The sequence below is a fragment of the Nocardioides plantarum genome (genome assembly GCF_006346395.1).
Classification (GTDB): Bacteria; Actinomycetota; Actinomycetes; order Propionibacteriales; family Nocardioidaceae; genus Nocardioides; species Nocardioides plantarum.
On the sequence record NZ_VDMS01000001.1, the window covers coordinates 1,483,206 to 1,496,392 of the forward strand.

At 72.3% G+C, this 13,187-nt stretch carries 9 protein-coding genes; 5 read left to right on the forward strand and 4 right to left on the reverse strand.

Annotated elements, in window-relative coordinates; genetic code table 11:
* The first annotated feature begins 86 nt into the window (after positions 1–86).
* On the forward strand, positions 87–896 hold the full coding sequence (locus tag FJQ56_RS07005) for an SDR family NAD(P)-dependent oxidoreductase (RefSeq protein ID WP_140008415.1): 810 nt from the start codon (positions 87–89) through the stop codon (positions 894–896).
* Positions 897–971: 75 nt separating this feature from the next.
* On the opposite strand, the gene FJQ56_RS07010 is transcribed toward FJQ56_RS07005, so the two are convergent.
* Both FJQ56_RS07010 and FJQ56_RS07015 read right to left on the reverse strand, forming a co-directional pair.
* The gene (locus tag FJQ56_RS07010) at positions 972–2,279 is read right to left on the reverse strand and encodes a DUF1501 domain-containing protein (RefSeq protein WP_140008417.1); all 1,308 of its coding nucleotides are present in this window, start codon (positions 2,277–2,279) and stop codon (positions 972–974) included.
* A gap of 11 nt (positions 2,280–2,290) precedes the next feature.
* Positions 2,291–3,805 (reverse strand): DUF1800 domain-containing protein, encoded by a 1,515-nt coding sequence (locus FJQ56_RS07015; RefSeq protein WP_170215300.1) that lies wholly within the window; start codon positions 3,803–3,805, stop codon positions 2,291–2,293.
* A 312-nt stretch (positions 3,806–4,117) separates the two neighbouring features.
* On the opposite strand from FJQ56_RS07015, the gene FJQ56_RS07020 reads away from it, so the two are divergent.
* From FJQ56_RS07020 to FJQ56_RS07035, 4 genes are all read left to right on the forward strand, one after another.
* Entirely contained in the window at positions 4,118–6,049 is a 1,932-nt protein-coding gene (locus tag FJQ56_RS07020) for an LTA synthase family protein (RefSeq protein WP_140008421.1), read from the forward strand.
* Between the two features lie 193 nt (positions 6,050–6,242).
* Complete coding sequence (locus FJQ56_RS07025) at positions 6,243–6,521, forward strand: HU family DNA-binding protein (RefSeq protein ID WP_140008423.1); 279 nt, start codon at positions 6,243–6,245, stop codon at positions 6,519–6,521.
* A gap of 146 nt (positions 6,522–6,667) precedes the next feature.
* Positions 6,668–9,916 (forward strand): hybrid sensor histidine kinase/response regulator, encoded by a 3,249-nt coding sequence (locus tag FJQ56_RS07030; RefSeq protein ID WP_140008424.1) that lies wholly within the window; start codon positions 6,668–6,670, stop codon positions 9,914–9,916.
* 155 nt (positions 9,917–10,071) lie between these two features.
* On the forward strand, positions 10,072–11,163 hold the full coding sequence (locus FJQ56_RS07035) for a Glu/Leu/Phe/Val family dehydrogenase (RefSeq protein ID WP_140008426.1): 1,092 nt from the start codon (positions 10,072–10,074) through the stop codon (positions 11,161–11,163).
* A gap of 622 nt (positions 11,164–11,785) precedes the next feature.
* Here FJQ56_RS07035 and FJQ56_RS07040 read toward each other — a convergent pair.
* Positions 11,786–11,974 carry a DUF3073 domain-containing protein gene (locus tag FJQ56_RS07040; protein WP_140008428.1) on the reverse strand — a complete coding sequence of 63 codons (189 nt, stop codon included), beginning with the start codon at positions 11,972–11,974 and terminating at the stop codon, positions 11,786–11,788.
* 145 nt (positions 11,975–12,119) lie between these two features.
* Positions 12,120–13,187 (reverse strand): phosphoribosylformylglycinamidine cyclo-ligase, encoded by a 1,068-nt coding sequence (purM, locus tag FJQ56_RS07045; protein ID WP_140008430.1) that lies wholly within the window; start codon positions 13,185–13,187, stop codon positions 12,120–12,122.

Genomic DNA, 13,187 nt, shown 5'->3' on the forward strand with positions numbered 1-13,187 from the left:
TCGCCCGGTGAACGGCAGATGACCAGCCGGCCGACGAACCGGGCGAACCCTGCACGGGAGGCGCTCGGGGCGGCCATCATGTGACGATGGACACCCCGAACCCCCCTGCGTACTCGGCCGACCGGCTGACCGGGCGGACCGTGATCGTCACCGGCGCCGGCTCCGGCATCGGCCGTGCCACCGCCCTCCGGCTGGCGCGCGAGGGCGCTCGGGTCGCCGCGCTGGACGTCGTACCGGTCGGGCTCGAGGGGCTCGCCGCCGCGGCCGCCGCGGACGACACCGTCGGCGGCCGGATCACCACCGGACCCGTCGACATCTCCGACGAGCAGTCGGTCGTCGCCGCCGTCGGGGGCGCCGTCGCGGCACTCGGCGGGCTCGACGCCGTCGTCAACGCCGCCGCGATCCACTACGGCGACCACACGCACGAGGCGACGCTGGCGCGCTGGCAGCGGCTGATCGACGTCAACCTCACCGGCACGTTCCTGATGACCCGGGAGTCGATCCCGCCGCTGCTGGAGTCGGAGCACGGTGGCGTGGTCGTCAACTTCAGCTCGACCTCGGCGTTCTTCGCCCACCCCTACATGGCGGCGTACTCGGCGACCAAGGGCGCGATCATGTCCTTCACCCACGCCATCGCCCTCGAGTACGCCGACCGCGGGCTGCGCGCGGTGAGCCTGGTCCCCGGGGGCATCGAGACCGCGATCACCGGGGCGACGCCGCAGAACCTGCCCGCCGACGTCGACTGGAACAAGTTCGCCAAGCTGATGCCGACCCTGGGGCGCGGCAGGTTCGGCGGTCCCGAGGACATCGCCGGCGTGGTCGCGATGCTCGTCAGCGACGACGGCCGCTACATCACCGGCACCGAGATCCGCGTCGACGGCGGCACCCACATGTGACGTCCGCGCGACGCTGCGGGGGTCTCGAGGCTCGGGCCTGGCGACCTGCGCACCTCGACCGACGTGGGGTGGTGACTAGCCCATGACCCCGAGCGGCGTCGACGCGGCGGCCAGGCCGGGGAACACCGACGTACGGCGCCCCGAGATGGTCGGGAAGCGGTCGGAGACGACCTCCCAGAGGACCTGGCGGAAGTCGTTGCGCATGGCGAGGTCGCCGTCGAGGAGGTCCTGCTCGCGCAGGCCGGGCCAGGCGCCGTGCACGGCGCCGCCGGACACGCCGGCGCCGAGGAGCAGCATCGCGTTGGCGTAGCCGTGGTCGACGCCGCCGCTGCCGTTCTCGCCGACGCGTCGGCCGAACTCGCTGAGGGTCACGACGGTGACGCGCGAGGCGGCGCTGCCGAGGTCGGTGAAGAAGGCGGCCAGCGCGCGGGCGAAGTGGTCGAGGTGGCTGTTCATCCAGTCCGTCGCACCGAGCTTGCCGAGACCCTCGTGCATGTCCCAGTCGCCGTAGTCGATGGTGATCATCGAGGTACCGAGGTCCTCGCGGATCAGGGCGGCGGTGTTGGCGAGCACGCCGCGCAGCGGGCCCTCGGGGTAGGCCTTCTCGTGCACCTTGTCGGCGGCGCCGGCCACCAGCGGCTCGAACGCCTGCGCGGCGCCGAGCGCGAGACGGACCCCGCCCCCGAGCGGGGTGCGGCTCGACGTCCACATGGTGTCGATCGAGGACCGGCGGGTGGGGCCCGCCACGCCGAGGTCGGCGACCGCGAGATCGCCGACCTGCCCGGCCCCCAGGGCCGCGGCGGGGCCGACCAGCGAGGTCGGCAGCAGCGTGCTGCCGAGGGAGACGGCGGTCTGGGGGGCGGCGGTCTCGTCGAGGTTGATCACCCGGTTGATCCAGCCGACGCGGGCCGAGGTGCCGGGGTCGGCCTCCTCGACCTCCTCCATCGCGTCGAAGTGGCTGCGGTTGGGCTCGTGCATCCCGACGGCGTGGACCGCGCCCATCGTGCCGGCGCTCCACATCGGCAGCAGCGGCGCGAGCGCCGGGTGCAGCCCGAAGCGGGGGTCGGAGCCGAGCAGCTTGCTCTCGGGCACCACGATGTTGCGTCGGTACGACGCCAGCCGCGCGTGGTCCTCACCGCGCGGCACCACGACCGACAGGCCGTCGGACCCGCCACGCAGGCTGAGCACCACCACGACGTTGCCGCCGCGCTCGGCGCCGTACGACACCTGGCGGAAGGCGTCGCCGAACATCTGGCCGGCGGCGAGCGCGCCGCTGGCGGCCATCGAGGTGCCGAGCATCCGGCGACGGCTCATCCGGAACGAGGGGCAGCCGCAGCCGCGGGCGGTGGGGCCGGCGGGCGGAGTCGGGTCGGGTCGCGTCATCGTCGCTGTCCTCAGCGGTGCATGTGGATCGGGGAGTCGAGCAGGGAGGTCTGGATGCGCCGCAGCAACCAGTAGTCGCGCCGGCCGTCGACGTCCTCACGGGTCAGCCGGCGCCACAGGCTCATGCCGAGCAGGTGCGCGATGCCCTGGCTGATGTGGGTCCCGGGCCGCTGGCCGAGCATGCGCAGCGCGAGGTGGTCGATGAGCTGCTGCAGGGTCGCCGGCATCGGGGGCAGCAGGGAGCCCTCGGAGGGGAACGACGCCTGGTCGATCGGCCACCAGCGGCACGCGAGGTCCTGGTGCTGACCGAAGCTGGTGAGCACCCGGCCGGCGCTCGCCCACGCCGCGCTGACCTCGGGGTAGCCGTTGGGCGCGGGCCACTCGAACGGGGCCTGGCCGGCCTGGGCGGAGTGCCAGTAGAGCGCCCGGGCGAAGGACCGGTCGGTCGTCGGCTTCTGCAGCCGGATCTCGAGCGCGCGGACCGACGCGACGTAGTCCTCGATCGGCATCCGCACCTTGCCGAGCGGCGCGTTGTCGAAGTCGGGGTGGGCGACCATGGCCCGCAGCGTCGGCTTGATCGCCGTCTTGTTCGCAAGGTAGGCCTTCGCGACCGCGCTGACGATCGCCGACGACGGCGTGTCCGACACGAACTTGACGCACAGCCGACGGGCCAGCCGCTGCGCCGTCTGGGGGTGGTTGGCCAGGTAGCTGAGGTACGCCGACGTCGCGGCCCGGCCGTCGGCCGCGCTGTTGGCGTGGCGGAAGCCCATCACCCGCAGCGGTCCGACGTGGTGGTCGGTCGGGCTGTAGTAGGCCTTGAACTCGGGCCACCACAGGTCGACCCGGTAGCCGGTGAGCATCCGCGCCGACGCCTTGACGTCGTCCTCGGTGTAGTTGCCGACCCCGACGGTGTGCAGCTCGAGGAGCTCACGACCGAGGTTCTCGTTGGGGGCGGCCTTGGTCGAGAAGGCGTTGTCGAGGTAGAGACCCATCGCCGGGTGGGTGATCGTCGCCCGCAGCAGGGAGTCGAAGCTGGTCAGGGCCCGGGCCCGGATGGTCCGGTCGTAGTCCATCCGCCAGAAGACGGCGTCGTCGTGGAAGAGCGAGACGTTGAGCAGGTTGGACCAGAAGTCGGTCATCACCTCGTGGACCTGGCGGCGACTGTGGATGCGCCGGCTCGTGGTCCAGCGGCTGAGGTCCTGGGCGACCTCCCAGGAGCCCTGCACCTCGTCGCGCTGGTTGGTGAAGATCTTCTCGGGGGTCTGCAGGATCGTCGGGAACCAGCCGTCGACGGAGACCCCCGACGGATCGGAGACCGAGCCGTGCGCGAGCTGCTGCTCGAACCACTTCCGGGCACCGCCGGCCCGGAGCACGTCGGCGGCCAGGGCCGGGTTGAGGCCCCAGCTGAAGCGCCGGACGAGGTGTCGGTCGCTGCTCGACAGGGTCTTGACGGCCGGCGCGGTGTAGGCGGTGACCGTCCCGCCGCGGCGGCGTACGACAGGGGCTGTGACGGGGGCTCGGGTCACGGGCAGGCTCCAGGGGCAGGCGTCGGGTCGTGGGGGGCGATCCGACGTGGAGAGCCCACGCTAGGACAACGGGCCGTCCGGCGACAGGGGTCGGTGTCAATTCTGGCTGAACGGTCAGTCACGAGTGGTCACACCGGGCCATGGCGCCCGCCGCCCGCCGCCCATCGACCGGCCGGCCGACGCACGCCGGTTCGACGGCAGCGCCAACGGAAAATGAACACACGACACACGAGGACCTAAACTGGGCGTCACCTGACTGCCGCACTGCCGCGGCCCAGTCGCACCCACCAGCCGCGGAAGCAGGGTCCACGCGTGTCAGAGCAGCTCCCCGACGCTCCGGTCGAACCGACCCAGGACCTCGGCGAGCGCCCGGCCCGCACCCCCTGGCAGGCGATGCTCTGGGCCCAGCGCGTCTCCTGGCTCGGCGCGATGGCCTGCGCCCTGGTGCTCGAGATCTCGGGTCTCTACGACGAGAGCCGCGCCTGGTGGGAGTCGACCTTCGTCGACGGCCTGAGCTACGTCGCCGACAGCCTGGTGATCTGGCTGATCCTCGTGGTGCTGATCGGCCTGACCAACCGGGTGGTCCTGTCCCTGGGCATCGTCGTCGCCTTCACCGTGGTGATCGCCGTCGCCAACCGGGTCAAGCTCGGGCTCCGCTCCGAGCCGATCTATCCCAGCGACGTCGACTTCCTCAAGCAGCGCGAGTTCCTGCTGTCCATGGTCTCGCCCCACATGCTGGTCGTCGCCGGCGTGGGGCTGGTCGCGATCGTGCTGGCCGCGTGGTTCCTCGGCCGCAAGTTCGAGCCCCGGATGATGTCGATCTGGCCCTCCCACCTGCCCGTACGCCGCCAGCTCGGCGCCGTGGTCTTCCGCGCCGCCGTCGTCACCCTCGCCTTGGCGCTGCTCGCCGACACCGCCCACTTCAACAACCCGGGCAACCCGTGGCGCGGCATCTACGAGGTCGGCGACCAGCGCAAGTGGCGCTACTGGAACCAGAAGACCAACTACGCCGCCAACGGCTTCGTCGGCGGGTTCCTCTACAACATGCCGACCGTGGCGATGAAGACTCCCCCGGGCTACAGCCAGGAGACGATGGACGACCTGACCCAGCGCTACGAGCGCGCGGCCGCGCAGGTCAACCGCAAGCGCACCGGGTCGCTCGACGACGTCAACGTCGTCCTCGTCCTCAGCGAGTCGTTCTCCGACCCGACCAAGCTGCAGGGCTTCCAGCTCGACCAGGACCCGATCCCCAAGACCCGGGCCCTCCTGGAGTCCGGCACCTCCGGCACGATGATGGCCCAGCTCCTCGGCGGCGGCACCGCCAACATGGAGTTCGAGATGCTCACCGGCCAGTCCATCGGCCTGTTCGCGCCCCAGCTGAGCTCGCCGTACCAGATGCTCGTCCCCGACTACGACGACTACCCCTCGGCCGTCGGGTGGTTCGGCTCCCACGGGCACAAGCCGATCGCCATCCACCCCTACATCACGAGCTTCTACAAGCGTGACCAGGTCTACAAGGTCTTCGGCTTCGACAACTTCGTGCACGACACGACGATGGCCGAGCAGGACCGCATCGACGACAACGAGTTCATCTCCGACAAGTCCGCCTTCGACGAGGTCCAGCGCCAGATCGCGGCGTCCGACGACCCGCTGATGGTCAACCTGGTCACGATGCAGAACCACATCCCGGTCGACGGCAACTACCACGACCCCATCGGGGTCCAGGGCGTCGGCGGCGACGAGGCCGACCGCATCGGCAACTACGCCCGCGGCCTGGCCCACACCGACGACGCCCTGGCCGGATTCCTCGACGGCATCAAGCGGTCGGGCGAGAAGACCGTCGTCGTCTTCTACGGCGACCACCTGCCCGGCATCTACAGCGCCGACACGATCGGCAAGAACCCCGGCCTCGGCATGTACACCACGCCGTTCTTCATCTGGAGCAGCGAGGGCAACGCGAAGCGCACCCTCCCCCAGAGCAGCCCCACCCAGTTCCTGCCGATGCTCTACGAGACCGCCGACGCGCCGATCCCGCCCTACTTCGCGATGCTCGACCGGCTCCGCAAGCGCGTCACCGCGCTCGAGCAGGGCCGGATGCTCGACCCCCAGGGCCAGGAGATCACCGAGGACGACCTCGACCCGGCGGGCCAGCGCGCGCTGGCCGACGCCCGGCTGGTCCAGTACGACTTCTCCATCGGCAAGCGCTACTCCGTCGACCGGATGTGGCCCGGATCGCTGCGCTGACCGGTCGCTGACCGGTCGCTGACCGGTCGCTGACGGGGCACGGATCGGGGTGGCGACGGGGCGCCGTACGGGTGCCGGCGCCGCGCCACGGCGGGGCTCACGTGGGATCTGGCGGCCTCCTGCGCTACGGTCGGCAGCCGGCGGCCCGTCGTGGCCGCCTCCCTGACCACCACCGAGAGGACACGTCATCCCCATGAACCGCACCGAGCTGCGCGAGGCCATCGCGACCGAGACCGGTCTCAGCGGCGCCCAAGCCGACCAGGCCCTCACCGCCGTGCTCGACGCCATCACCGGCGCCCTGGCCAAGGGCGACAAGGTCACCCTGCCGGGCTTCGGCACGTTCGAGACCCGTGAGCGCTCCGCGCGCCAGGGCCGCAACCCCCAGACCGGCGAGGCCATCGACATCGCCGCGAGCACCGCGCCCGCGTTCAAGGCCGGCTCCGCGCTCAAGAAGGCCGTCTCCTCCAGCTGACGTCCCACCGCACCACGACAGAGCCGGCCGCGCGTCACGCGCGGCCGGCTCTGTGCGTCTCACGCCCCTGACCCGGGGCGTACCTGTCAAAGACGGGTACGCCGGAGCGCTCCAGGGGTCATGATGGCGACGACGGGAGGTGCACGATGGCGTACGACGACACGTTGCTGCGCCGCCTCTTCGACGCGACTCCTGACGCCCTGTGGCTGATCGGTCTCGACGGTCGGACGCTGATGGGCAACCGCCGCTTCGCCGAGCTGACCGGCTATCCCCTCGAGGACCTCACCTCGGTGACCGGGTTCATGCTGGCCGACGAGCAGGGCCGCGCCGACTTCGCCGCCCACCTCGAGCTGATGCGGTCCGGCCACCACGGCGTGGACAACGAGGACGTCCTGCTCGTCCGCCGCGACGGGACCCAGATCTGGACCCTGGCCAGCTGGGCACCGGTTCCCGACGCCGACGGCACCGGGGTGATCGGCTACCTGCACCGGATGACCGAGCAGACCGAGCGACGTCGGCTCCTCGACGAGCTCCAGGACCGCGAGGTCCAGCTCGCGACCGCGCAGCGCATCGCCAAGCTCGGCAGCTGGACGTGGGACCTCGCGACCGACGTCGTGTGGTGGTCGCCCGAGCTCTACGAGATCTACGGCGTCAGCCGCGACGAGTTCACCTGCGACTACGCCGGGTTCGTCGCGCTGATCCACCCCGACGACCGCGCCGGCTTCGGTGCCTCGGTCCTCAGCGCGATCAACCAGCAGGACCGCTTCGAGTCCGAGGGCCGCACCATCACACCGTCCGGCGAGCTCCGGTGGATCCGGGGCGTCGGCGAGGTCGAGCGCGACGACGACGGGACCGTCGTACGGCTCAGTGGCACCGGCCAGGACGTCACCGAGCGTCGCCTGGCCCTCGACGCGGCCACGACGGCCACCCAGCGGCTGTTCCTGCTGCAACAGCTCGCCGAGGCCGCCAACCGCTCGACGACGCTGGCCGACGCCCTGGTCCGCTCGGCCCAGCTGCTCGACGCCGAGAGCGGCTGGGTCCCCCTGTGCGCCGTCACGCGCGCCGAGCGTGGCGGACCCCTGTCGGCGCTGGAGCTGCCCGAGCCCGTGGCCGCCGACCTCCCGCCACCCGACCTCGAGGCCGCCGCGGAGTGCTGGCGCACCCGCGAGAAGGTGCTCACCGCCCTCCCCGGGCGACCCGGGAGCACCCTGTTGAGCCTGCCGGTGATGGCCGGGCGCTCGATGGCACTGGTCGTGCAGGTGATCGACGAGACATCCACCGACCCCGACGACGACTTCGCGTGGTCGTTGATGGACCAGGTCAGCGCCCAGCTGAGCAGCGTGGCCGAGCGCGAGAGGGCCGCCGAGGCGCTGGCCGAGGCCCGCGACCAGGCCATGGACGCCTCGCGCCACAAGTCCGACTTCCTGGCGACGATGAGCCACGAGATCCGCACGCCCATGAACGGCGTCATCGGCCTCACCGACCTGCTGCTGCGCACCGACCTCGACGACCGCCAGCAACGCCTGGCCGAGGGCCTGCGCGGCGCCGGGCTCACCCTGCTCGCCCTCATCAACGACATCCTCGACCTGTCCAAGATCGAGTCGGGGAAGCTCGAGCTCGAGGCGATCGACTTCGACGTGCGCCACGTCGTCGACGAGACCGCCACCATCCTCGCCGGACCGGCCGTCGACAAGGGCCTCGAGCTCGTCGTCGGGTGCGCCCCCGAGGTGCCCCGGCTGGTGCGCGGCGACCCGGTGCGCCTGGGTCAGGTGCTCACCAACCTCGGCAGCAACGCGGTGAAGTTCACCGAGGCCGGCGAGGTCGTCATCGACGTGCACCTGGCGCCCGACGGGCCCGGTGGAGCCGAGGACGGGACCGTCCTGCTGCGCGTCGAGGTGCGCGACACCGGCATCGGCATCGACCTCGGCGAGGACGCTGCGGGGCTCTTCGAGGCCTTCACGCAGGCCGACCGCTCCACGACCCGCCAGCACGGGGGCACCGGGCTCGGCCTGGCCATCTCGCGCCAGCTGGCCGAGGGGATGGGCGGGGAGATCGGGGTGCACAGCACTCCGGGGGCGGGCAGCACCTTCTGGTTCACCGCACGCCTCGGGGCCGTCGACGCCGATGCCCCGGCCGACGACGGAGGCCTCCCGGCCGACACCGTCGGCCGCCGGGCCGACACCGACGGCCCGCCCCTGCCACGTCGGCGGGTCCTCGTCGCGGCCGACCATCCCTCGACGACCGCGTTCCTCGTGCGGCAGCTCGCGGCCTGGCAGCTCGACGTCGGGCAGGTCGGTTCGGCCGACGCGGCCTTCACCGCCCTGACCGACGCGGCGGCCGCAGGCACGCCGTACGACGTCGCGCTGGTCGACCTCACGCCCACCGGGGTCGTCAGCCTCGAGCTGGGTCAGCGGCTGCGTGCCGAACCCGGCCTGGCGGCCCTCCAGCTCGTGCTCGTCGCGGGGGAGGGCGCGATGACCGACGTCGAGCTTGCCGCGGCCGGCTACCAGGCCCGGGTCACCAAGCCGGTGCGCACCTCCGAGCTCCACCCGGCGCTGTTCGGCGCCGGGGGCCGCGGCACGGTCGCCTCCGCGCCGGACCATCCCCGGCCCGCCGACCGCCCGTCGCTGGGGCTCCGGGTGCTCGTGGTCGAGGACAACGCCGTCAACCAGCTCGTGGCGACCGGACTGCTCGAGAGCCTCGGCTGCACCGTCGTCGCGGTCGGCAACGGCCTCGAGGCCGTCGACGCGCTGGGCGAGGGCCACGGCTTCGACGTGGTGCTGATGGACTGCCGGATGCCGCGGATGGACGGCTTCGACGCCACCCGGGCGATCCGGGCCCGCGAACGCGGCACCCGGGTCCCGATCATCGCGATGACCGCCTCGGCGACCGAGGGCGAGCGGCAGCGCTGCCTCGAGGCCGGCATGGACGACTTCCTCACCAAGCCCGTCGACCCCACCCAGCTCGCGGCGGCCGTCGCGCGTGCACCCCGGGGGGCACGCGACACCCCGAGCCTCGTCGTGGAGTCGTCTCGCCCGTTCGTCGCGGAGGGCGCGCTCGACCCGGAGCGGGTCGCCCTGCTGAGCGAGCTGGTCAAGGACGGGGTGTCGTTCTTCGCGCGGACCCGGACGTCGTTCCTGGCCCGCATCGACGGCGCGCTCGCCCAGATCAGCATCGCGGTCGCCGACGGCGACCTGGAGCGGTCCGTGGCCGACGCACACCAGCTGCGGGGCAGCGCCCTCAACCTCGGGCTCACCCGCGTCGGAGCGGCGGCCGGGGCCATCGAGGAGCTCGCCCGCACCGGCGACCTCAGCGGCGCCGACGAGCTCGTCGCCGTCCTGCGCGAGGCGGTCACCGAGGGCGTCGAGGCCCTCGTCGCCGTCGATGCTCCCTGACCGACCCCTGACCGACCTCGGCCGACCCCCGGCCGACCACCCGAGCCCGCTCGTCCGCCGCTGTCCTATCCTGGATGTGGCTCGCGTCACCCCTGCGGTCCACCTCCAGACCACCCACCCCGTGGTCGACCCCTCACCCCGAACGGACGCCATCCATGTCTCTCGATACCGACGTCTTCGACCTGGGCTCCGAGCACGAGCAGGTCGTGTTCGCCAACGATCCCGCCACCGGACTGCGCGCGATCGTCGCCATCCACTCGACCGCCCTGGGCCCCGCGCTCGGCGGCACCCGCTTCCACCCCTACGCCTCGACGTCCGACGCCCTCGCCGACGTGCTCGACCTGTCGCGCGGGATGTCCTACAAGGCGGCGCTCGCCGGCCTCGACCTCGGCGGCGGCAAGGCCGTCATCATCGGCGACCCCGCGACGCTGAAGTCCGAGGCCCTGCTGCGTGCCTACGGCCGCTTCGTGCAGTCCCTCTCGGGGCGCTACCTCACCGCCTGCGACGTCGGCACCTACTCCGAGGACATGGACCACGTGGCGCGCGAGTGCGCCTACGTCACCGGCCGCACGGTCGCCCACGGCGGCGCCGGCGACAGCTCGGTGCTCACGGCGTACGGCGTCTTCCGCGGCATGCTCGCCGCCGCCGAGTCCGCCTGGGGCAGGACCGCCGACGGCGGCGTGCTCGAGGGACGCACCGTCGGGGTCGCCGGCGTCGGCAAGGTCGGACGCCACCTGGTCGGCCACCTCGTCGAGGCCGGTGCCCGGGTCGTCGTCACCGACGTCTGGCAGCCCGCCGTCGACCGGGTCCGCGACGAGCACCCCTCGGTCCTGGCCGTCGACTCCACCGAGGCGCTGGTCGCCTCCGCCCTCGACGTCTACGCCCCGTGCGCCCTCGGCCATGCCCTGACCGACGAGGTCGTCGAGGTCCTCTCGGCCCGCGTCGTCTGCGGCGCCGCCAACAACCAGCTCGCCCACCCCGGCGTCGAGAAGGCCCTGGCCGACCGCGGCATCGTCTACGCCCCCGACTACTGCGTCAACGCCGGGGGCCTGATCCAGGTCGCGGACGAGCTCGAGGGGTTCTCCTTCGACCGCGCCCAGCAGCGCGCCACCACCATCTACGACACCACCCGCGCCGTCCTCGACCTCGCCGCCTCCGACGGCGTACCCCCCGCCACTGCCGCCGACCGGCTCGCCGAGCGGCGGATGCGCGAGGTCGGGCGGCTGCGCGGCATCTGGCTGGCCTGAGGTCGCGTACGTCGGTCGGTGCACGCCGGTCGAGGTGCGGGACCCGACGTCGGTCGAGGTGCGAAGGCCGCCAGGCCTGAGCCTCGAGACCCCCGCAGCCGACGCACCTGACCTGATCGAGGACTTGGCGGATCGGGACTCTCGACGGCGTCGGTCACACGGGGTCGGGGTGTCCGCGCGCCTAGCATTCCGGGTCTCGCCGTCAAGGACGTCGCTTCGCTCCGCCGCTGCGCGGTCGCCTTCGGCGATCCTTGACCGCGAGCCTCTCCCGGAATGCTTCATGGCGCAGACAAGGGCGGGCTCCGCCGCGCCCTCGTCCAGCGCGGACACCCCGACAGCCGGAGATCTGGACTGGAGCGAATCCCGTGAACCTGGTTCAGGGGAATCTCTCCGGTCGACCCGCCCGCCAGGTCAGCGGTGCGACCGCGACCGAATCCCGACAGAGAACGGTCGCCAGCCCACCGCCCGCCCCGGACGACGCATGACCTACGACGACAAGACGTCGCTGCGGTCGACGTACGCCTGCGGGGTCTCGAGGCTCAGCGCTAGCGCGCTTCGCACCTCGACCGGCGTGAAGGGCTCGGCGCCAGGGCGCCCGCACCTCGACCGGCGTGTAGCAGCGTCAGTCTCGAGGACGGTCGGCGTAGTCCGACCATTCCTCGGGGAGCTCGTCGGCAGCGACGGGCTCGGATGGTGTGTTCTCACCACCGTGCAGCTCTTTGGCGAGCGAATCGAAGTCCGTCTCGTGAGTACGGTACTTCAGGTCGCGCGCGACCTTCGTCTGCTTGGCTTTCGCTCGGCCGCGGCCCATAGGGTCCAGCCCCCTCGCACACTTGGGCCGGGCGCGCAGGGCGTCCCGGGCTCTCTCAACAGGATCTCGTGGGCCTAACGCTACCTGCTGCTCGTCTGTTCCGGCGCGCGGGCTCCCCCTTTGGTCCAAAAAAGGTCGGAACCCCTCACCACTCGGGGTGCTGGCCCGCCATCCGCACGGTCGCGGCCCGGTCCGGGTCGACGTCGACCTGGCCGGCGACCCAGGCCTTCAGGCCCAGGCCCTCGGCCAGGTGGAGGGCGGGGTCGACCGAGTCGGGCGGGCAGAGCACGACCATCCCGACCCCGCAGTTGAGGGTCGACTCGAGGTCGGCCTGGGTCAGGCTGCCGACGCGGCGTACGAGGTCGAAGACCGGCTGGGGGTTCCAGGTGGCGCGCTCGAGGGTGGCGCGCAGCTCCACCGGCAGCACCCGGGCCAGGTTGGCCGCGAGGCCGCCGCCGGTGACGTGGGCCATCGCGTGGATCTCGGTGTGGTCGGCCAGGGCCAGGCACGCCTTGGCGTAGATCGTGGTGGGCTCGAGCAGCTCCTCGCCCAGGGTGCGGCCGAGGTCGGGCACGTCGCGGTCCAGCGACCAGCCGGCCTCCTGCAGGAGCACGTGGCGCACCAACGAGTAGCCGTTGGAGTGCAGGCCGGACGACGCCAGCGCGATGACGGCGTCGCCGGGGCGGACCCGACCGGGTCCGAGCAGGCGGTCGGCCTCGACGACGCCGGTGGCGGCGCCGGCGACGTCGTAGTCGTCGGGCCCGAGCAGGCCCGGGTGCTCGGCGGTCTCGCCGCCGACGAGGGCGCAGCCGGCCTCGACACAGGCCTCGGCGATGCCCTTGACGATCGCGGCGATCCGCTCGGGCACGACGCGGCCGGTGGCGATGTAGTCGGTCATGAAGAGCGGCTCGGCGCCGCACACGACGAGGTCGTCGACCACCATGCCGACCAGGTCGAAGCCGATGGTGTCGTGCTTGTCCATCGCCTGGGCGATGGCGACCTTGGTGCCGACCCCGTCGGTGGACGTCGCCAGGAGGGGTCGCTCGAACCTCGTCAGCGCGCTGGCGTCGAAGAGGCCGGCGAAACCGCCGAGCCCGCCGATCACCTCGGGCCGGTTGGCCTTGGCGACCCAGCCCTTCATCAGCTCGATCGCGGTGTCGGCCGCGTCGATGTCGACGCCGGCACGGGCGTAGGCGTTCTGCGTCTCGGTCAC

Coding starts and splice junctions, on each gene's coding strand:
- FJQ56_RS07005 (WP_140008415.1), top strand. CDS start 87: ATGGACACCCCGAACCCCCCTGCGTACTCGGCCGACCGGCTGACCGGG.
- FJQ56_RS07010 (WP_140008417.1), bottom strand. CDS start 2,279: ATGACGCGACCCGACCCGACTCCGCCCGCCGGCCCCACCGCCCGCGGC.
- FJQ56_RS07025 (WP_140008423.1), top strand. CDS start 6,243: ATGAACCGCACCGAGCTGCGCGAGGCCATCGCGACCGAGACCGGTCTC.
- FJQ56_RS07030 (WP_140008424.1), top strand. CDS start 6,668: ATGGCGTACGACGACACGTTGCTGCGCCGCCTCTTCGACGCGACTCCT.
- FJQ56_RS07035 (WP_140008426.1), top strand. CDS start 10,072: ATGTCTCTCGATACCGACGTCTTCGACCTGGGCTCCGAGCACGAGCAG.
- FJQ56_RS07040 (WP_140008428.1), bottom strand. CDS start 11,974: ATGGGCCGCGGCCGAGCGAAAGCCAAGCAGACGAAGGTCGCGCGCGAC.